Here is a 17,529-nt window from a genome sequence, read left to right as displayed (position 1 = left end):
CGGACATCAAGCGTGTTGTGGGAAAGGTTCAATCACAGGCTGCACGCGCTGCTCGGCTTGCCACAAATCGTAATCGGTCTGGACGCCCAGCCAGACCCTGGCCTTGCCGATCCCGGCACGCTCCAGGCGCACAGCCAGGTCGGGGCTGACGGGCGCATGACCATGCAAGATCCGGGAAAGATGAGGCCGGGCGAAACCCAGGTGTCGCGCCAGTTCGGTGACGGTGATACCCAGTTCGGGCAGCACGTCCAACCGCAAGGTTTCGCCTGGGTGTGGCGGATTGTGCATGGGCATGTTCCAGCCTCCTGATCAGTGGTAGTCCAGATAATCGACCAGTTCGATATCGGACCCGATGAAGCGAAAAATGATTCGCCAGTTTCCCATGGGATCGAGTGTAAGGCGATACATTACACTTGAAGCGGTATTTTTATACCGCACATGCCAGGCGAATCTGTGCATCCTGCGGTTTACAAGGCTTTGTGGAGCGTCGAAATTGCCTTGAACGCTTCGCCTCACCCTGAAGTCGTACCCCTTATGACGGCGGTTTTCCAAAACGCCGCGAGTACGACCAACCGTGAGGTGTTCCATGAGCGCGACCCTGTCCGAAGCGACGCAGGCGTCCTTCGTCCGTCATCCGATCCATCTGACACTCAATGGCCAGGTGCATGAACTGCAGGTGTTGCCCTGGACTACCTTGCTGGACCTGCTGCGTGAGCAACTGGACCTGGTGGGCAGCAAGAAAGGCTGCGACCACGGCCAATGCGGCGCCTGTACGGTGTTGCGCGATGGCAAGCGGATCAATGCCTGCCTGACCTTGGCGGTGATGTGCGACGGCGCCGAGTTGACCACCATCGAAGGCCTTGCCGGTGACGACGGATTGCATCCCATGCAGCAGGCGTTCATCACCCATGACGCGTTCCAGTGCGGCTATTGCACGCCGGGGCAGATCTGCTCGGCGGTGGGCTTGGCCAACGAGGGTCGGGCGAAGACCCGTGGGCAGATCAGCGAGTTGATGAGCGGCAACCTGTGCCGCTGCGGCGCCTACACCAACATTCGCGATGCCATTGAAGAGGCTCTGCCACTTTGCCGGCAGGGAGGTGATCAATGAATCCCTTCCAATACAGCAAGCCCGACACCGTGCAGGCGGCCGTCGATCTGTCGAGCCCGGTTTCCCGCTTCATCGCCGGCGGCACCAACCTGCTGGACCTGATGAAGGAAAACATCACCCGTCCCGAGCACCTGATCGACATCACCGGGTTGCCCCTGGCGGACCTCAGTGAAACCCCTTCCGGCGGGGTGATGATCGGTGCGCTGGTGAGCAATGCCGACCTGGCCTGGCACCCGTGGATCGAGCGCCGCTATCCGCTGCTGGCCCAGGCCATCCTGGCGGGTGCCTCGCCGCAACTGCGCAACATGGCCAGCACCGGCGGCAACCTGCTGCAACGCACCCGCTGCTATTACTTCTATGACGCGAGCGTACCGTGCAACAAACGCCGGCCCGGCAGCGGTTGCCCGGCCCGGAGCGGTTTGAACCGGATCCACGCGATTTTCGGTGCCAGCGATCAATGTGTCGCCACCCACCCCTCCGACATGTGCGTGGCCTTGGCCGCTCTGGAGGCGGTGGTCCATGTCCTGGGGCGGGGCGGGGCGCGGACCATCGAGTTCGCCGACTTCCATCGCCTGCCCGGCGACGCCCCGGAACGGGACAATCAACTGGCCGACGATGAGCTGATCACCGCTATCGAATTGCCTGCCGTCGGTTTTGCCGAGCATAGCCACTACTTGAAGATCCGTGACCGCGCCTCCTACGCGTTTGCGCTGGTGTCGGTGGCGGCGGCGCTGGAACTGGATGGGCCGGTGATTCGCCAGGCGCGCCTGGCCCTGGGAGGTGTGGCGCACAAACCGTGGCGCGACCGGGCCGTGGAGAGTTGGCTGACCGGGCAGGCCGTCAGCCGCGAAACCTTTACCGCCGCTGCCGACGCGCTGCTGCAAAACGCCGAGCCGCTGGAGCACAACGGCTTCAAAGTCAGACTGGCGCGCCGGGCGATTGTCCGTGCCTTGAGTGACGCCGCATTGGGTTGCGCACCCCAGGGAGGACACGCCTGATGAACGCTCCGAGCAAATCCATAGGGCAACCCCTCGACCGGGTCGACGGCCTGCTCAAGGTGACGGGCCAGGCCCGTTACGCCGCTGAATACCCCGAGGACGGCTTGCTGCACGGCAGCGTCGTCTCCGGTACGGTCGCCCGTGGTCGTGTAGTGCGCATCGATGCGTCCCGAGCCCTGGCACTGCCCGGCGTGGTCGCGGTCATCGACCACACCAACCGGCCGAGGATCGCCAGCTACGACGAGCCCTACCAGGATGCCGATGCGGCGGACGGCTCGCCGTTCCGGCCGTTGTACAACGACCAAGTGCTTTACAGCGGCCAGCCGCTGGCCCTGGTGGTGGCGGAAAACCTTGAGCTGGCCCGGTATGCCGGTTCGCTGGTTGAAATCGAATACGACGCCGAGGCGCATCAGACCGATCTGATCACCTTGCAATATGACGCCCATCCGGCACCGGCCGAACTGCCCAAGCCTCGTGGGAATTTTCAGGGCGAGTACGCCAGCTCCGCGCTCAGCGTGGATGTGTCCTACAGCACGCCGGTCGAACACCACAACCCGATGGAACCACACGCCTCTACCGTGCTGTATCAGCCTGACGGCACCCTGCACATCCACGACAAGACCCAAGGCACGCAGAACTGCCAGGCCTATGTGCAAAAGGTCTTCGGCCTGGAGCAAGAACAGGTGCGGGTGTTTGCCGCGTTTGTCGGCGGCGCCTTCGGTTCCGGGCTGCGCCCGCAATATCAATTGCCGTTGGCCGTGATGGCGGCACTGGCCCTCAAGCGCTCGGTGCGGGTCAGCCTGACGCGCCAGCAGATGTTCACCTTTGGCTATCGTCCGCGAACCCTCCAGCGCGTACAGTTGGGGGCGGCGGCCAACGGTCGCTTGCTGGCTGTGGCGCACAGCGCTATCGGCCAGACCTCGCGCTTCGAGGACTTCACCGAGCATGTGGTGGAGTGGAGCGGCATGCTCTATCACTGCGACAACGTCGAGCTGACTTACAAACTGGTGCCGCTGGACGTCTACACACCCTTGGACATGCGCGCCCCCGGTGCCGCCCTCGGCTTGATTGGCCTGGAGTGCGCCATGGATGAACTGGCCTGTGCCCTGGCGATCGATCCGATCCAGCTGCGCTTGATCAACTACGCCGAACGCAACGAGAACGAAGGTAAGCCGTATTCCAGCAAGGAACTGCGTGAGTGCTATGCCCAAGGTGCCCATCGTTTCGGCTGGGACAAGCGCAACCCGGAACCGCGCAGCATGCGTGAAGGCCGGCAACTGGTGGGTTGGGGCATGGCCGGTGGTGTGTGGGAAGCCATGCAGCAGAAGGCCAGCGCCCAGGCGTCGCTGGATACCCATGGCAAGCTGACTGTCAGCAGCGCCACCACTGACATCGGCACCGGGACCTACACGGTCATGACCCAGATCGCTGCCGAGGCGTCAGGCGTTTCCCTTGAGGACGTCACGTTTGTCCTGGGGGATTCATCGCTGCCCAGCGCGCCGCTGCAGGGCGGCTCGTTCACCGTATCGTCGGTAGGCACCGCCGTACAGCAGGCCTGTGAAGCACTGAAGGAAAAACTCCTGGCCGTGGCTCGCCAGGCATGTCCGGCCTTCAGTGGCGCGACCCTTGAGCAAGTGACGTTTGTCGATGGTCAGCTGCGGCTCGGCGAAGCGAGCGTTGCGCTCGCGGAGCTGGCGCAGAAAAGCGGCGAGACGCCGTTGCAAGCCCAGGTCACTGCCGAGCCGGATGCAAAACGCCAGGCCTACGCCACGGCCACTCACTCGGCGGTGTTTGTCGAGGTGCTGGTGGACGAAGACCTGGGGGCGGTGAAGGTCAATCGTGTGGTCAGCGCCATCGCCGCCGGCCGGGTCATCAACCCGAAAACCGCCCGCAGCCAGATTCTCGGTGGCGTGGTGTGGGGCGTCGGCATGGCCTTGCACGAAGAAACCTTGACGGACCACGCCCTGGGTCGCCACATGAACCACAACCTGGCCGAGTATCACCTGCCGGTTAACGCCGACATTGGCGACATTGAGGTGATTTTCGTCGAGGAACATGACGAGATCGTCAATGCGCTCGGGTCCAAGGGCGTGGGTGAAATCGGTATCGTCGGGGTGGCCGCGGCGGTGGCCAATGCGATTTACCACGCCACCGGCAAGCGGGTGCGGGACTTTCCCATCACCCTCGACAAGTTGCTCTAGGCTTTTGCTTCATCCACGGGTTCGTGCATCCGGTCACGGTTGGCCAGGGTCGGGAACAGCTTGATCCAGGTCCCGGTCACCAGCAGCGTACCGACGCCGCCCATGACCACCGCCGGCACCGTGCCGAACCAGTGGGCGGTGAGGCCGGATTCGAACTCGCCCAACTGGTTCGAGGCGCCGATGAACAGCCCGTTCACCGCACTGACCCGGCCGCGCATTTCATCCGGTGTTTCCAGTTGTACGAAGGAGGCGCGGATCACCATGCTGATCATGTCCGCCGCGCCCAGCACCACCAGCACCGCCAGGGAAAACCAGAACGAGGTGGAGAGGCCGAAAGCAATGGTGGCGACGCCAAACACGCCTACAGCCGTGAACATCACCCGGCCGACTTTGCGCTCCACGGCAAACCGCGCCAGCCACAGCGACATCAGCAAGGCCCCGACCGCCGGTGCCGAGCGCAACAGACCCAGGCCCCAGGGGCCGGTGAGCAGGATGTCCTTGGCAAACACCGGCAGCAACGCCGTCGCGCCGCCGAGCAACACCGCGAACAGGTCCAGGGAGATCGCCCCGAGAATGTCCGGGCGACTGCGGATGAAGCGAATCCCGGCCAACAACGAATCCAGCGTCGCCTTGCCTTTGTTCAGTGGCGTCTGCCGGGCCGGCAGGTTGAGCATCAGGCAACAGGCGATGATGTAGAGCAGCACCGTCGGCCCATAGACCCAGACACTGCCAAAGGCATAGAGCAAGCCGCCGAGCGCCGGGGCGACGATGGTGGCCGACTGCTGGGCCGATTGCGCGGCGGCCACGGCACGGGGAAACAGCGCAGCCGGCACGATGCTCGGCAGCAGCGCCTGGGTGGTGGGCATTTCGAAGGAGCGGGCGGCGCCCAGCAGGAAGGCGAGGATGAAGATCATCTCCCGCGTGACGTTGTCAGTGGCGCTGCCGATCACCAGCGCCAAGGCAATCATCGCCTGCAATGTCTGGCAGATGGCCGCCACCTTGCGGCGGTCATAACGGTCGGCCACATGCCCGGTGTGGAGCATGAACAGCACGCGCGGGGCAAACTCCACCAACCCCACCAGGCCAAGGTCCAGGACGTTGCCGGTCAGTTGATAGAGGTTCCAGCCGATGGCCACGGTGAGCATCTGGAAGCCACTGGCGGTGAATATCCGGGCCAGCCAGAAGGCGATGAAGGGACGATGGTGACGGAGCAGCAGCGGCGCTTGGCTGGGCATCTGGGGCGGGTCCGGTGAGGAAGGCCACGCGATTATCGCCGAGCTGTAACTGGAAATTACGTCGGGCGGAAAAAATAGTTAGCCAAACATCGATCCGGAACAATGCACGATTTCTGGGGCAAGGGGACTTGTGGCGAGGGGACTATTGTGGCGAGGGGATTTATCCCCGCTGGGTCGCGAAGCGGCCCCCAAGATTTCGCCGACGATGAAATTGGCGAGTGCTGTGCACTCGACGGGGATAAATCCCCTCGCCACAAAGGATTTCCACCAGCGGCAGCTTCTGCGCCCCGCACTGAGACAACCTGTCACGCGACAAACGACCACGCCGTTCATCGACGAGAATGCGGCTACTCTTTGATCATTGCTTGATTCAGATCAATGCCTTTCGGGGCGTTGGGTTGGCGGCCATCCGGCCAGCGTCCTGCGTTGTGACGGTTTTAAAAAAAGAACGATTTGAAAAGCATCGCACTCCATATCCCTGGAGGCTGGTGCAAGCCCCGCCCGCAGCCGGTTTTACCTGACAGAGGAAGACTTATGTTCGGTTTGGAGGCGCTCGATCTCGCCCGAATCCAGTTCGCGTTCACCATTTCGTTCCACATCCTGTTCCCGGCCATCACCATCGGCCTGGCGAGTTACCTGGCGGTACTCGAAGGCTTGTGGCTCAAGACCCGCGACGACACCTACCGCGACCTGTACCACTTCTGGTCGAAGATATTTGCCGTCAACTTCGGCATGGGCGTGGTGTCCGGGTTGGTCATGGCCTATCAGTTCGGCACCAACTGGAGCCGTTTCTCGGACTTCGCCGGTGCGGTGACCGGGCCGTTGCTGACCTACGAGGTGCTCACGGCGTTTTTCCTCGAGGCGGGTTTCCTTGGCGTGATGCTGTTCGGCTGGAATCGCGTCGGCCGCGGTTTGCATTTCTTTTCCACGGTCATGGTGGCGATCGGCACCTTGATCTCGACCTTCTGGATCCTGTCCTCCAATAGCTGGATGCAAACCCCCCAGGGTTACGAAATCATCGACGGCCGGGTGATCCCGGTGGACTGGCTGGCGGTGGTGTTCAACCCTTCGTTTCCTTATCGATTGCTGCACATGTCCACGGCGGCGTTCGTGGCCACAGCGTTCTTCGTTGGCTCGTCGGCGGCCTGGCATTTGCTGCGCGGTCGCGATACCCCGGCCATCCGCCGGATGCTGTCGATGGCGATGTGGATGGCCTTGCTGGTGGCGCCGATACAGGCGGTCATCGGCGACTTCCATGGCCTGAACACCCTCAAGCATCAACCGGCGAAAATCGCCGCCATCGAAGGCCACTGGGAAAACGTCGGTAATGAACCGACCCCGCTGATCCTGTTCGGCTGGCCCGACATGCAAGCGGAAAAAACCAAGTACGCCGTGGAAATTCCTTACCTGGGCAGCCTGATCCTGACCCACAGCCTGGACAAGCAGGTGCCGGCCCTCAAGGAATTCCCGCCTGAGGACCGACCGAACTCGACCATCGTGTTCTGGTCGTTCCGGGTCATGGTCGGCCTCGGCTTGCTGATGATTTTCACTGGGCTGTGCAGCCTGTGGCTGCGCCGCAACGATCGGATCTATCAATCCCGGCCGTTTCTCTACATGGTGCTGTGGATGGGGCCGTCCGGTCTGGTCGCGATCCTGGCCGGCTGGTTTACCACGGAGATCGGCCGCCAGCCGTGGGTGGTCTATGGCTTGATGCGCACGGCCGATGCTTCGTCCGGCCACAGCTTCGCGCAGATGAGCATCACCCTGGTGCTGTTCGTCGTGGTGTATTTCGCGCTGTTCGGCGCCGGCCTGAGTTACATGATGCGTCTGGTGCGCAAGGGGCCGGAGGCCCACGAAACCGAGCCGAGCGACGGTGGCCCGGGTCAGAAACGTACGCCGGCCCGGCCATTGTCGGCCGCCGATGACGGCGACGACATGGACCATAACCAACGCTCGAACAAGGGGAATTGAATCATGGGTATTGATCTTCCGCTGATCTGGGCCGTGGTCATCATCTTCGGCATCATGATGTACGTGATCATGGACGGCTTCGACCTGGGGATCGGCATTCTCTTCCCCTTCGTCAAGGGCGAGCGCGACCGCGACGTGATGATGAACACCGTGGCACCGGTCTGGGACGGTAACGAAACCTGGCTGGTGCTGGGCGGTGCCGGGCTGTTCGGAGCGTTTCCGCTGGCCTACTCGGTGGTGCTTTCGGCGCTGTACCTGCCGTTGATCCTGATGCTCATCGGCCTGATCTTCCGCGGCGTGGCCTTCGAATTCCGCTTCAAGGCCAAGGCTGAGAAGCGTCACCTCTGGGATAAGGCATTCATTGGTGGCTCGCTGACGGCCACTTTCTTCCAGGGTGTGGCGCTGGGGGCGTTCATCGACGGATTCGAGGTGGTCAATCGCCAGTTCGTCGGCGGCTCCCTGGGCTGGTTCACGCCATTCGCGATGTTCTGTGGCCTGGCGTTGATCGCCGCCTATGCGCTGCTCGGCTGCACTTGGTTGATCATGAAGACCGAGGGCAAATTGCAAGAACAGATGCATGACTTGGCCCGGCCGCTGGCGTTCGTGGTGCTGGCGGTGATCGGCATCGTCAGCATCTGGACGCCGCTGGCCCATGCGGACATTGCGGCCCGCTGGTTCACCCTGCCGAACCTGTTCTGGTTCCTGCCGGTGCCGATCCTGGTGCTGGTGACCATGTATGGATTGTTCCGCGCCGTGGCGCGCAACGCCAATTACATGCCCTTCATCCTGACGCTGGTGCTGATCTTCCTCGGCTACAGCGGCTTGGGCATCAGTCTGTGGCCGAACATCGTGCCGCCGTCCATCTCGATCTGGGACGCTTCGTCACCGCCCCAGAGCCAGGGTTTCATGCTGGTGGGCACACTGTTCATCATTCCGTTGATCCTGGTGTACACCTTCTGGAGTTACTACGTGTTCCGCGGCAAGGTGACCCATGACGACGGTTACCATTGAGGGCGTCGAGCATGGGCAAACCTGACTTGAAGGACATCGAGGCCGCCGAGCGCAAGCCCCTCTGGCAGCGGCTCGGTTGGCTGGCGCTGATCTGGGCCGGCAGTGTGCTGGCGCTGTTCATCGTTGCCAGCCTGATGCGGATGTTCATGAATGCCGCGGGCCTGACCACTTACTGATTGCCCTGTGGGAGCCGAGGTGCTTGCATCGCGAGCAAGCTTTGCTTGCGCAGGGGACGATTTATTTGCGGGCTTTGAGGATCACGAACTTCGGCGTGGCGGCCACTTGCTCGACACCACGGAACAATCGCGCCAGTTTGCTGTGGTAACCCAGGTGCCGGTTGCCGACGATGTACAGCGCGCCGCCCACCACCAGTGCTTCGCGAGCCTGCTGGAACATCCGCCAGGCGAGGAAATCGCCCACCACTTGCTGCTGGTGGAAGGGCGGATTGCACAGCACCACGTCCAGTGACTGCGCCTCTTGTCCGGCCAGGCCATCACCGGCCCGCAGGGTCACTTCGCGCTCGCCCAGGGCCGCACGCCAATTCTCGGCGGCCGATTGCACGGCCATATACGACTCGTCCACCAGGGTGTAATGGGCCTCGGGGTTTTGCAGGGCACTGGCGATGGCCAGCACACCGTTGCCGCATCCCAGGTCCGCGACCCGGGCCGTCCCGAGGTTTTTCGGCAGATGTGGCAGGAACGCGCGGGTGCCGATGTCCAGGCCTTCGCGGCAGAACACATTGGCGTGGTTGAGCAGCTCGATCTTGGGCTCGTCCAGCCGGTAACGCGTGGGGTAGGGCGATACGATCGGCGCACTGCCTTGTGAAGCGCCGGGTTGTGGCGTAGCAATCAACAGCCGCGCTTTTTTTACCGCCAGGGAGGCCTGCACCGGGCCGATATACCGCTCCAATAAATCGCCAGCGGCCCGGGGCAGGTGCTTGATCATGGCCCCGGCGATCACCTGGGCACCTGGTGCCAGTTGGCCTTGCAGGCGAATCAGCTGTTCCTCCAGCAGGGCCAGGGTTTTTGGTACTTTGACCAGGACACGATCGAATGGGCCAGTCAGTGGCGCGCTGGCGGGCAACGTCGGCACCGCATCGAAGGGGCGGCCGTTGCGCACCAGGTTTTTCTCCAGTGCTTGCAACGCGAGGAAGGAGTCACCGCTGCTGGTGACATCGACCTTGCCGGCCAGGCTGGCCGCCAGGGCACCGAAGCCATCATTGAGCACCAGGACCCGAGTCTGCTTGCTTGGCTGTTGTTCGGCCAGGTACGCGAGCAGGTATTCATCGGCCGCATCGAAGGCTTGCAGTGGTTCGTTCTGCTGTTCGGGTTGGCGGATCAGGTCGAGTTGGGCGAAGGGGCTGTCGAGCAGGGGCATGGCTGGGGACTCTGGAGATCAACGAATGTCCCGCTGCCTGGAGGTAGGTGTCTGGGCGGGACCGCCTGAATGAACGGCGTCGCGTGCAAGAAGCGGCATCATTCAAGTGGGACCGTAAATGGTACGTTTTTTTGTTGCACATTACTCGCGGGTTTTTCAGCCGGGTGGTGTCACTCCACTGTTCAGATCACATGGATTTGGGCTGCTTTTGCCACCGCTGAAATTTTATTGCTGACGTTCAGTTTCCGCATGCAACTGCATACATGGAAATTCACGGTTCGTTCGGAAAGACAGAGAATCCTGCCCACTTCCGACGCGGTCTTGCCTTCGGCAGACCACCTCAACACTTCGATCTCCCTGGGTGACAGGTGGCATTTGGGCTGGACTGCCAGGGCGTCAGACAGTTTTTTGCTGGCGAGTGCGTGCAGCTTTTGACTGGCGAAGATGGCGTAGCCGAGATTTGCATAGTGCTCCTCGATATCAATGGGACAATGGGACCGAGCCAGGCTGAACAGGCTGCAACGTGCCCCTTTGTCATCATGAACGGCTTGGGTCCAGCCATACTTGAGTCCCTGTCGATTAAGTTCTCTCCATAACTTGGGGGCTTGAGCAAAAACAGTCTCATCCCACAAGATGGGGAGTGGTGATTGATTGCAATGTGCTACTAATGGATCGTTCGACGCATAGCCATTTTGTTCATAAAGTCTGTCCCATCCATAAGGGTAGTTATTCAGGTTCACCTTGCTAGTGTGCTTGTCGGGGCTTCCTAGATAGGTTGCAAATGCGCAATATTCAAATCCCTGATTGTTAAAGAAATTCAGGACCAGACGATAGGCCGTCTGCAGGTCCTTCTCGTAGGATAACTTCCTCAATAACAAGTCCTTCCACTTGTCCATCGCTCTCTCCTGGGTTTGATTCGTCCATGCGGATCCAATCCATGATGCGAAATTTGAGTGTAGGACTATTCTTAATTGGTAGTGAGTTTTTTTTAGTTTGCTTACATTTTGAAATGTTTAAGAAGCTAAACTTTTTAGTTGGTTTTTTTACAGTTTTGTGAGTTTTGTATAAGTTAAGTAAAAGATTTTGATGGTCAGACGCTGTTTGTGGCTAAAGTGCCATTACTCGTCATCGGTGGTGGAGACGCTCGCTTTGCGGGACACTGCAAGTCTTGTCCCATTGGAGTGGCTCATGACCGACAGCGCAGAGAAGTTCACCCGCCAAACCCTGCTCGATGTCCAGCCGTTGACGTCTCATTTGTTTACTTTGCGCACGACCCGGGATCGAGGCTTTCGCTTTCGGGCGGGTCAGTTTGCCCGGCTGGGGGTCGTCAGGGCGGATGGAACCACCGTCTGGCGGGCGTATTCCATGGTGTCTTCGCCGTTCGACGAGTTCCTCGAATTCTTTTCCATCGTGGTTCCCGATGGCGAGTTCACCAGTGAGCTCAGCCGCCTGCAGCCGGGGGACGAACTGTTGGTGGATCGCCAGGCTTTCGGCTACCTGACGCTGGATCGCTTTGTCGATGGTCGGGATTTGTGGTTGCTGTCTACTGGGACGGGTGTGGCGCCGTTTCTTTCTATCCTCCAGGATTTCGAGGCCTGGGAAAAATTCGAGCGGATCATCCTGGTGTACAGCGTGCGCGAGGCGCAGGAGCTGGCGTATCAGGCGCTGATCAAGGAACTGCCCCAGCGCGACTACCTGGCCGAGTACGCTCACAAGTTTCGTTTCATTGCGACCGTCACCCGTGAGCAGCATCCGGGGGCGCTCAATGGGCGGATCACCACGCTGATTGAAAATGGCGAGCTGGAGCGGGCGGCCGGCGCAGCGCTGGCGCCGGAGCATTCGCGAGTGATGCTGTGCGGCAATCCGCAGATGATCGATGACACGCGCAAGTTGCTCAAGGCCAGGGGGCTGCAACTGAGCCTGACCCGTCGGCCGGGCCAGGTGGCGGTGGAAAACTACTGGTAGGCTGTCAGTGACTGACTGCCTCAGGGCCGCTCGTTCTGGGCCTTGAGTAGATCGCGAATCTCACTCAGCAGCAGTTCTTCCTTGGTCGGGACAGGAGGCGCGCTGGGGGCTACGGCTTCTTCGCGCTTGAGGCGGTTGATCGCCTTGACGCCCATGAAAATGGCGAACGCCACGATGATGAAGTCGATGGTGCTCTGGATGAATTTACCGTAGGCCAGTACCACGGCAGGCGCATCACCCTGGGCGGCCTTGAGGGTGATGGCCAGGTCACTGAAATCCACTCCACCAATCAGCAGGCCGATGGGAGGCATGACCACGTCGCCAACGAATGACGAAACGATTTTGCCGAAAGCGGCACCGATGATGATCCCGACGGCCATGTCGACGACATTGCCTTTGACCGCGAAGGCCTTGAACTCGCTTAGCACGCCCATGAGCTATTCCTTGTAACAAATGAAAGATGACTGGCAGTGTAAATCAGCCCAACGAGTCCTGCTCGAAACGCCTGCCTACAAAGCTTCAATTATCGACCTGGTCCTGGGTGAAAAGTTTTCAAAGTGCCATCAATCGCGCGTGATACGCGGTTTCAGCCTGGCACCCCACAACGTTTTTTCTATCGACGCGGTACGGCATTTCTATTTAGGTTTTCCTTTTTCGGGCACTAGCCTCTGGATGGCGCACATGGATGCGCTCTATAACATCAGAGGAACACGCCTATGAACACTTCCCTTGGCCACGGGGCTTATTCCCATCGCCGCGCTTTTTTTGTGCTGACCGCGAGCCTTTTGTCCTTGTCTGTCAACGCGGCCACCCTGACCCGGGACAACGGCGCGGCTGTCGGCGACAACCAGAACTCGCAAACGGCAGGCCCCAACGGCCCGACCTTGCTGCAAGACGTGCAGTTGATCCAGAAGCTCCAGCGCTTTGACCGTGAGCGCATTCCCGAGCGCGTGGTGCATGCCCGCGGGACCGGCGCCCACGGTACCTTCACGGTTTCCGACGATCTCAGCGATCTGACCAAGGCCAAGGTCTTTGCCGCAGGCCAGGTCACGCCAGTGTTCGTACGTTTTTCTGCCGTGGTGCACGGCAATCATTCGCCGGAAACCCTGCGCGACCCCCGTGGTTTCGCCACGAAGTTCTACACCGCCGACGGTAATTGGGACTTGGTAGGTAACAACTTTCCGACCTTCTTCATCCGCGATGCCATCAAGTTTCCGGACATGGTCCACGCCTTCAAACCCGACCCTCGGACCAATCTGGACGATGATTCACGTCGCTTCGATTTCTTCTCCCATGTTCCAGAATCGACCCGCACCCTGACCGAGTTGTATTCCAACTCCGGGACACCGGCCAGTTACCGCGAGATGGACGGTAACGGTGTACATGCCTACAAACTGGTTAACGCCAAGGGTGAAGTTCACTACGTGAAGTTTCATTGGAAAAGTTTGCAGGGCCTGAAAAATCTCGATCCGAAAGAAGTTGTGAAAGTTCAGGGTCAAGATTACAGCCATATGACAAATGATCTGGTGAATCATATTAATAAGGGCGACTTCCCGAAGTGGGACTTGTACGTCCAGGTGCTCAATCCACAGGACCTTGCCAAGTTTGACTTCGACCCACTGGACGCGACCAAGATCTGGCCGGGTGTGCCTGAGCGCAAAGTCGGGCAAATGGTCTTGAACCGCAATCCGGCGAATGTCTTCCAGGAAACCGAGCAGGTGGCGATGGCGCCAGCGAATCTGGTGCCAGGCATCGAGCCTTCCGAGGACCGCCTGCTCCAAGGACGGGTGTTTTCCTATGCCGATACGCAGATGTACCGCATAGGCGCCAATGCCCTGCAACTGCCGATCAATGCCCCCAAAGTGGCGGTGAACAACGGTAACCAGGACGGCGCGATGAACCCAGGCAGCACCAGCACCGGCGTGAATTATCAGCCGAGCCGCCTGACGCCGCGTGAAGAACCGCAATCGGCACGCTACAGCCAGGCCGCGCTGAGCGGTAGCACCCAGCAGGCGAAGATCCAGCGTGAGCAGAACTTCAAGCAGGCCGGTGATTTGTATCGTTCGTTCAGCAAGAAAGAGCGTGATGACCTGATCGACAGCTTCGGCGGCTCTTTGGCGACCACCGATGACGAGAGCAAGCACATCATCCTGTCGTTCCTCTACAAGGCTGACCCTGAGTACGGCACCGGCGTGGCTCGTGTCGCCAAAGGTGACTTGGCCCGGGTCAAGGCTCTGGCGGAAAAACTGAGCGACTGACCACCGCCGGCAGGTGCACAACCTGTAGGAGCAAAGCTTGCTCGCGAAGCAGGCGCAGGGGGCTGAAACCAGACTGCGTTGTCTGCATCGCGGGCAAGCCTTGCTCCCACAACCATGGCCCTGCAGTCATATGCCAGAGGAGACGTCACGATGGGTAAATTACTTTTATCGATGCTTGCGATCTGGTCTGTCAGTGTACTGGCCGATCAACCAATGCCCACGGAGCCGGCTGCGGTCCAGGAACAGTTGCAAAACTATTACTTCGACGCCGCTCGCCGCGGCGATGTGCCGATGCTCGAGACTTTTATCGAGGCCGGTTATTCGCTCAATACCCAGGATGAAAAGGGCTACACCGCGCTGATCTTGGCGGCTTATCACGGCCACGGCCCAGCGGTGGAGCGGCTGCTGGCCGCTGGCGCCGATGCCTGTGCCCAGGACAAACGCGGTAACACGGCGCTGATGGGGGCGATTTTCAAGGGTGAAGTGCAGATTGCGCGTCGTTTGCTGTCCACCGATTGCAGCCCGGACCAACGCAACGGTGCCGGGCAGACCGCGGCGATGTACGCCGGTCTGTTCAAGCGTGATGAATTGCTCGATGCCTTGAAGGCCAAGGGGGCGGATCTGCAGGCCCAGGACCCGTTGGGCAATACCCCGGTGGGGCTGGCGAAGGGTGAAATCAGAATGCCGGCCCCGCGCTAGCCACTGCCTGGGCTATCATCGCGGTTTTTCTCCGGGAGTTCAGATGGCCAAGGCAAAGCGCATGTACGGCTGCACCGAGTGCGGCTCGACCTTTCCCAAATGGGCCGGCCAGTGCAGCGAATGCGGGGCCTGGAATACCCTGACCGAAACCATGGTGGAAAGCGGCGGTGCGGCGGCACCCACCGGTCGCACGGGCTGGGCCGGCCAGCAGGCGCAGATCAAGACCCTGGCCGAAGTCAGCGTTGAGGAAATCCCGCGTTTCTCCACCGCGTCCGGTGAACTGGACCGCGTGCTCGGCGGCGGCCTGGTAGACGGTTCGGTGGTGTTGATCGGCGGCGATCCGGGCATCGGCAAGTCCACCATCTTGTTGCAAACCTTGTGCAACCTCGCCACCCGCATGCCGGCGCTGTACGTCACTGGCGAAGAATCCCAGCAACAGGTCGCCATGCGCGCCCGGCGCCTGGGCTTGCCCCAGGACCAGTTGCGGGTCATGACCGAGACCTGCATCGAGACCATCATCGCCACGGCGCGCCTGGAAAAACCCAAGGTGATGGTGATCGACTCGATCCAGACCATTTTTACCGAACAGCTGCAATCGGCCCCGGGCGGCGTGTCCCAGGTGCGCGAAAGCGCGGCGTTGCTGGTGCGCTACGCCAAGCAGAGCGGCACGGCGATTTTCCTGGTAGGCCACGTCACCAAGGAAGGCGCACTGGCGGGGCCGCGTGTGCTGGAGCACATGGTCGATACCGTGTTGTATTTCGAAGGCGAATCCGACGGACGCCTGCGTTTGCTGCGAGCAGTGAAGAACCGCTTTGGCGCTGTCAACGAACTGGGTGTGTTCGGCATGACCGACAGGGGCCTTAAAGAAGTCTCGAACCCTTCGGCGATCTTTCTGACGCGTGCCCAGGAAGAAGTCCCTGGTAGCGTGGTCATGGCAACGTGGGAAGGCACCCGGCCGATGCTGGTCGAAGTGCAAGCGCTGGTGGACGACAGCCACCTGGCGAACCCGCGCCGGGTCACCTTGGGCCTGGACCAGAATCGGCTCGCGATGCTGTTGGCCGTCCTGCATCGACACGGTGGGATTCCGACTCACGACCAGGACGTTTTTCTCAACGTGGTCGGTGGGGTCAAGGTACTGGAGACCGCCTCCGACCTGGCGCTGATGGCGGCGGTCATGTCCAGCCTGCGCAACCGGCCGCTGCCCCATGATCTACTGGTGTTCGGTGAAGTGGGGTTGTCGGGGGAAGTACGGCCGGTGCCCAGTGGCCAGGAGCGGCTCAAGGAAGCGGCCAAGCACGGCTTCAAGCGCGCCATCGTGCCCAAGGGCAATGCGCCGAAGGAAGCACCACCGGGGTTGCAGATCATTGCCGTGACACGCCTGGAACAGGCGTTGGATGCGTTGTTCGAATAACCCTAAAGGCTGTACAAGGCCCTTTGTGAGAATGGACTTATCTGAGGCGAGGGGATTTATCCCCGTTGGGCTGCGCAGCAGCCCTAAAACCTAACAACTCGGTGTGTCAGGTACCGACCGTTCCCACGCGTGGGAATGCATCCCGTGACGCTTTGCGTCACACTCCAGAATCGGAACGCGGAGCGTCCCTGGCGGCATTCCCACGCAGAGCGTGGGAACGATCAAACAAGGGATCGGCGTTGATTCAGATATGGATCAACGCCGCCAACTCCCGCTCCAACTCGTCCTGATCGCCCACGTTCAGCGCTACCAGCCGGCGTAGGTGTGCGATGGAGTCCAGGTCAATGTGCTCGCAGGCGAAGCCCAGGTGACCATGGTCATCATGGGCCAAACGAACTTCCATTTTGATCTCAGCATCAGGGCTCAAATGAATATCGGCCATGAAGGGTCGCTCGATATCGCCAAGCCAGGGTTCGGGTTTCTTGATCAGCAACCCCTTCAGGGACAGATCCAGCAACTCTACCGGCCAGATGAACGGGCCCTGGCTCAGCTCGGTCCTGGCATTGAAGTCAACTCGTACGAAGCGGCGACGTTCGCTCATTACGCATTCCCTCTGGAGATTCACTGACTATAGACCCAACTGACGGGGCATCGTCACCGTTCGGCCGCCGACAGACGAATGTCGGGTATGGCCTTTGCCCGGGTTAGCGCTAAACTCCAATGGCTGTCTTTCTTGTCACCCTGGCTGGAATATAAAAATGAAAAACAATAATAGCCTGCTGCGCCATCTACCCTGGCTACTGCTGGCCGTCGTAGGAGCGTGCGCCCTGGGCGTCGTGGCATTGCGTCGAGGCGAGGCGATCAACGCCTTATGGATCGTCGTCGCAGCCGTGGCCATCTACCTGGTTGCCTACCGCTACTACAGCCTCTTCATTGCCAACAACGTGATGCAACTCGATGCGCGCCGGGCCACCCCCGCCGTGCTCAACAACGATGGCCTGGACTACGTCCCGACCAACAAACACATTCTCTTCGGCCACCACTTCGCGGCCATTGCCGGCGCGGGGCCGCTGGTCGGGCCGGTGCTGGCGGCGCAGATGGGCTACCTGCCCGGCACGCTCTGGCTGATCGCCGGCGTGGTGCTGGCCGGTGCGGTGCAGGACTTCATGGTCCTGTTCCTGTCCACCCGCCGCAACGGGCGGTCCCTGGGTGACATGGTCCGTGAAGAAATGGGCCGTGTCCCTGGCACCATCGCTCTGTTCGGCTGCTTCCTGATCATGATCATCATCCTCGCG

The 17,529-nt window shown here is 60.8% G+C and carries 17 protein-coding genes and 1 pseudogene; 11 read left to right on the top strand and 7 right to left on the bottom strand.

The window, feature by feature from the left end; all coding sequences use genetic code 11:
* Positions 1-6: 6 nt before the first annotated feature.
* Positions 7-294, bottom strand: a complete 288-nt coding sequence (locus BM300_RS24540; protein ID WP_092149894.1) for a HigA family addiction module antitoxin — start codon at positions 292-294, stop codon at positions 7-9.
* Between the two features lie 15 nt (positions 295-309).
* A pseudogene (locus tag BM300_RS31475) lies at positions 310-381 on the bottom strand (Killer protein); the annotation flags it as partial.
* Between the two features lie 205 nt (positions 382-586).
* On the opposite strand from BM300_RS31475, the gene BM300_RS24530 reads away from it, so the two are divergent.
* Genes BM300_RS24530 through BM300_RS24520 form a run of 3 tightly spaced genes read left to right on the top strand, consistent with a single transcriptional unit; the run spans position 587 to position 4,307 of the window.
* Complete coding sequence (locus BM300_RS24530) at positions 587-1,108, top strand: (2Fe-2S)-binding protein (RefSeq protein ID WP_092224959.1); 522 nt, start codon at positions 587-589, stop codon at positions 1,106-1,108.
* A complete protein-coding gene (locus BM300_RS24525; RefSeq protein WP_092348838.1) occupies positions 1,105-2,106 on the top strand; it encodes an FAD binding domain-containing protein in 1,002 nt (333 codons plus the stop codon). Before BM300_RS24530 ends, BM300_RS24525 begins: the two co-directional genes overlap by 4 nt.
* On the top strand, positions 2,106-4,307 hold the full coding sequence (locus BM300_RS24520; RefSeq protein WP_092464227.1) for a xanthine dehydrogenase family protein molybdopterin-binding subunit: 2,202 nt from the start codon (positions 2,106-2,108) through the stop codon (positions 4,305-4,307). Before BM300_RS24525 ends, BM300_RS24520 begins: the two co-directional genes overlap by 1 nt.
* On the opposite strand, the gene BM300_RS24515 is transcribed toward BM300_RS24520, so the two are convergent.
* Positions 4,304-5,542, bottom strand: coding sequence for an MFS transporter (locus BM300_RS24515; RefSeq protein WP_092149880.1), 1,239 nt, complete (start codon positions 5,540-5,542; stop codon positions 4,304-4,306). The genes BM300_RS24520 and BM300_RS24515 overlap by 4 nt on opposite strands.
* Before the next feature lie 534 nt (positions 5,543-6,076).
* Between BM300_RS24515 and BM300_RS24510 the strand changes: the two genes are divergently transcribed.
* The 3 genes from BM300_RS24510 to BM300_RS24500 are packed head-to-tail and all read left to right on the top strand — an operon-like array spanning position 6,077 to position 8,700.
* Positions 6,077-7,513 (top strand): cytochrome ubiquinol oxidase subunit I, encoded by a 1,437-nt coding sequence (locus tag BM300_RS24510; protein ID WP_092149874.1) that lies wholly within the window; start codon positions 6,077-6,079, stop codon positions 7,511-7,513.
* Between the two features lie 3 nt (positions 7,514-7,516).
* Positions 7,517-8,524 (top strand): cytochrome d ubiquinol oxidase subunit II, encoded by a 1,008-nt coding sequence (gene cydB / locus BM300_RS24505; RefSeq protein ID WP_092464225.1) that lies wholly within the window; start codon positions 7,517-7,519, stop codon positions 8,522-8,524.
* A gap of 11 nt (positions 8,525-8,535) precedes the next feature.
* On the top strand, positions 8,536-8,700 hold the full coding sequence (locus BM300_RS24500; protein WP_092464223.1) for a DUF2474 domain-containing protein: 165 nt from the start codon (positions 8,536-8,538) through the stop codon (positions 8,698-8,700).
* Between the two features lie 61 nt (positions 8,701-8,761).
* Here the strand turns inward: BM300_RS24500 and BM300_RS24495 are convergent, their stop codons facing one another.
* Positions 8,762-9,901: a methyltransferase gene (locus tag BM300_RS24495; RefSeq protein ID WP_092464221.1), complete on the bottom strand. Its 1,140-nt coding sequence runs from the start codon at positions 9,899-9,901 to the stop codon at positions 8,762-8,764.
* Positions 9,902-10,083: 182 nt separating this feature from the next.
* A complete protein-coding gene (locus BM300_RS24490; protein WP_092149869.1) occupies positions 10,084-10,797 on the bottom strand; it encodes an autoinducer binding domain-containing protein in 714 nt (237 codons plus the stop codon).
* A gap of 292 nt (positions 10,798-11,089) precedes the next feature.
* Between BM300_RS24490 and BM300_RS24485 the strand changes: the two genes are divergently transcribed.
* Positions 11,090-11,866, top strand: a complete 777-nt coding sequence (locus BM300_RS24485) for a ferredoxin--NADP reductase (protein ID WP_092149866.1) — start codon at positions 11,090-11,092, stop codon at positions 11,864-11,866.
* Between the two features lie 20 nt (positions 11,867-11,886).
* Here the strand turns inward: BM300_RS24485 and mscL are convergent, their stop codons facing one another.
* Complete coding sequence (gene mscL, locus BM300_RS24480; protein ID WP_003205779.1) at positions 11,887-12,300, bottom strand: large-conductance mechanosensitive channel protein MscL; 414 nt, start codon at positions 12,298-12,300, stop codon at positions 11,887-11,889.
* A 282-nt stretch (positions 12,301-12,582) separates the two neighbouring features.
* On the opposite strand from mscL, the gene katB reads away from it, so the two are divergent.
* From katB to radA, 3 genes are all read left to right on the top strand, one after another.
* Positions 12,583-14,124 (top strand): catalase KatB, encoded by a 1,542-nt coding sequence (gene katB, locus BM300_RS24475; RefSeq protein WP_092149863.1) that lies wholly within the window; start codon positions 12,583-12,585, stop codon positions 14,122-14,124.
* A 171-nt stretch (positions 14,125-14,295) separates the two neighbouring features.
* Positions 14,296-14,823 carry an ankyrin repeat domain-containing protein gene (locus BM300_RS24470; RefSeq protein WP_256572345.1) on the top strand — a complete coding sequence of 176 codons (528 nt, stop codon included), beginning with the start codon at positions 14,296-14,298 and terminating at the stop codon, positions 14,821-14,823.
* A gap of 43 nt (positions 14,824-14,866) precedes the next feature.
* Positions 14,867-16,234, top strand: a complete 1,368-nt coding sequence (gene radA, locus BM300_RS24465; protein ID WP_003185644.1) for a DNA repair protein RadA — start codon at positions 14,867-14,869, stop codon at positions 16,232-16,234.
* Between the two features lie 244 nt (positions 16,235-16,478).
* Here the strand turns inward: radA and BM300_RS24460 are convergent, their stop codons facing one another.
* The gene (locus BM300_RS24460) at positions 16,479-16,835 is read right to left on the bottom strand and encodes a PilZ domain-containing protein (RefSeq protein ID WP_063324284.1); all 357 of its coding nucleotides are present in this window, start codon (positions 16,833-16,835) and stop codon (positions 16,479-16,481) included.
* Between the two features lie 157 nt (positions 16,836-16,992).
* Between BM300_RS24460 and BM300_RS24455 the strand changes: the two genes are divergently transcribed.
* On the top strand, positions 16,993-17,529 hold a 537-nt coding region (locus BM300_RS24455; protein ID WP_305882572.1), incomplete at its 3' end, for a carbon starvation CstA family protein.

Origin of the sequence: Pseudomonas sp. NFACC46-3 (genome assembly GCF_900114515.1) — a bacterium.
Taxonomy (GTDB): domain Bacteria; phylum Pseudomonadota; class Gammaproteobacteria; order Pseudomonadales; family Pseudomonadaceae; genus Aquipseudomonas; species Aquipseudomonas fluorescens_Q.
This window is presented reverse-complemented; position numbering and strand designations above follow the sequence as displayed.

Bases quoted from the DNA above. Each gene is read 5' to 3' on its own strand.
- BM300_RS24540 (WP_092149894.1), bottom strand. From the start codon at position 294: ATGCCCATGCACAATCCGCCACACCCAGGCGAAACCTTGCGGTTGGAC.
- BM300_RS24530 (WP_092224959.1), top strand. From the start codon at position 587: ATGAGCGCGACCCTGTCCGAAGCGACGCAGGCGTCCTTCGTCCGTCAT.
- BM300_RS24525 (WP_092348838.1), top strand. From the start codon at position 1,105: ATGAATCCCTTCCAATACAGCAAGCCCGACACCGTGCAGGCGGCCGTC.
- BM300_RS24520 (WP_092464227.1), top strand. From the start codon at position 2,106: ATGAACGCTCCGAGCAAATCCATAGGGCAACCCCTCGACCGGGTCGAC.
- BM300_RS24515 (WP_092149880.1), bottom strand. From the start codon at position 5,542: ATGCCCAGCCAAGCGCCGCTGCTGCTCCGTCACCATCGTCCCTTCATC.
- BM300_RS24510 (WP_092149874.1), top strand. From the start codon at position 6,077: ATGTTCGGTTTGGAGGCGCTCGATCTCGCCCGAATCCAGTTCGCGTTC.
- cydB (WP_092464225.1), top strand. From the start codon at position 7,517: ATGGGTATTGATCTTCCGCTGATCTGGGCCGTGGTCATCATCTTCGGC.
- BM300_RS24500 (WP_092464223.1), top strand. From the start codon at position 8,536: ATGGGCAAACCTGACTTGAAGGACATCGAGGCCGCCGAGCGCAAGCCC.
- BM300_RS24495 (WP_092464221.1), bottom strand. From the start codon at position 9,901: ATGCCCCTGCTCGACAGCCCCTTCGCCCAACTCGACCTGATCCGCCAA.
- BM300_RS24490 (WP_092149869.1), bottom strand. From the start codon at position 10,797: ATGGACAAGTGGAAGGACTTGTTATTGAGGAAGTTATCCTACGAGAAG.
- BM300_RS24485 (WP_092149866.1), top strand. From the start codon at position 11,090: ATGACCGACAGCGCAGAGAAGTTCACCCGCCAAACCCTGCTCGATGTC.
- mscL (WP_003205779.1), bottom strand. From the start codon at position 12,300: ATGGGCGTGCTAAGCGAGTTCAAGGCCTTCGCGGTCAAAGGCAATGTC.
- katB (WP_092149863.1), top strand. From the start codon at position 12,583: ATGAACACTTCCCTTGGCCACGGGGCTTATTCCCATCGCCGCGCTTTT.
- BM300_RS24470 (WP_256572345.1), top strand. From the start codon at position 14,296: ATGCTTGCGATCTGGTCTGTCAGTGTACTGGCCGATCAACCAATGCCC.
- radA (WP_003185644.1), top strand. From the start codon at position 14,867: ATGGCCAAGGCAAAGCGCATGTACGGCTGCACCGAGTGCGGCTCGACC.
- BM300_RS24460 (WP_063324284.1), bottom strand. From the start codon at position 16,835: ATGAGCGAACGTCGCCGCTTCGTACGAGTTGACTTCAATGCCAGGACC.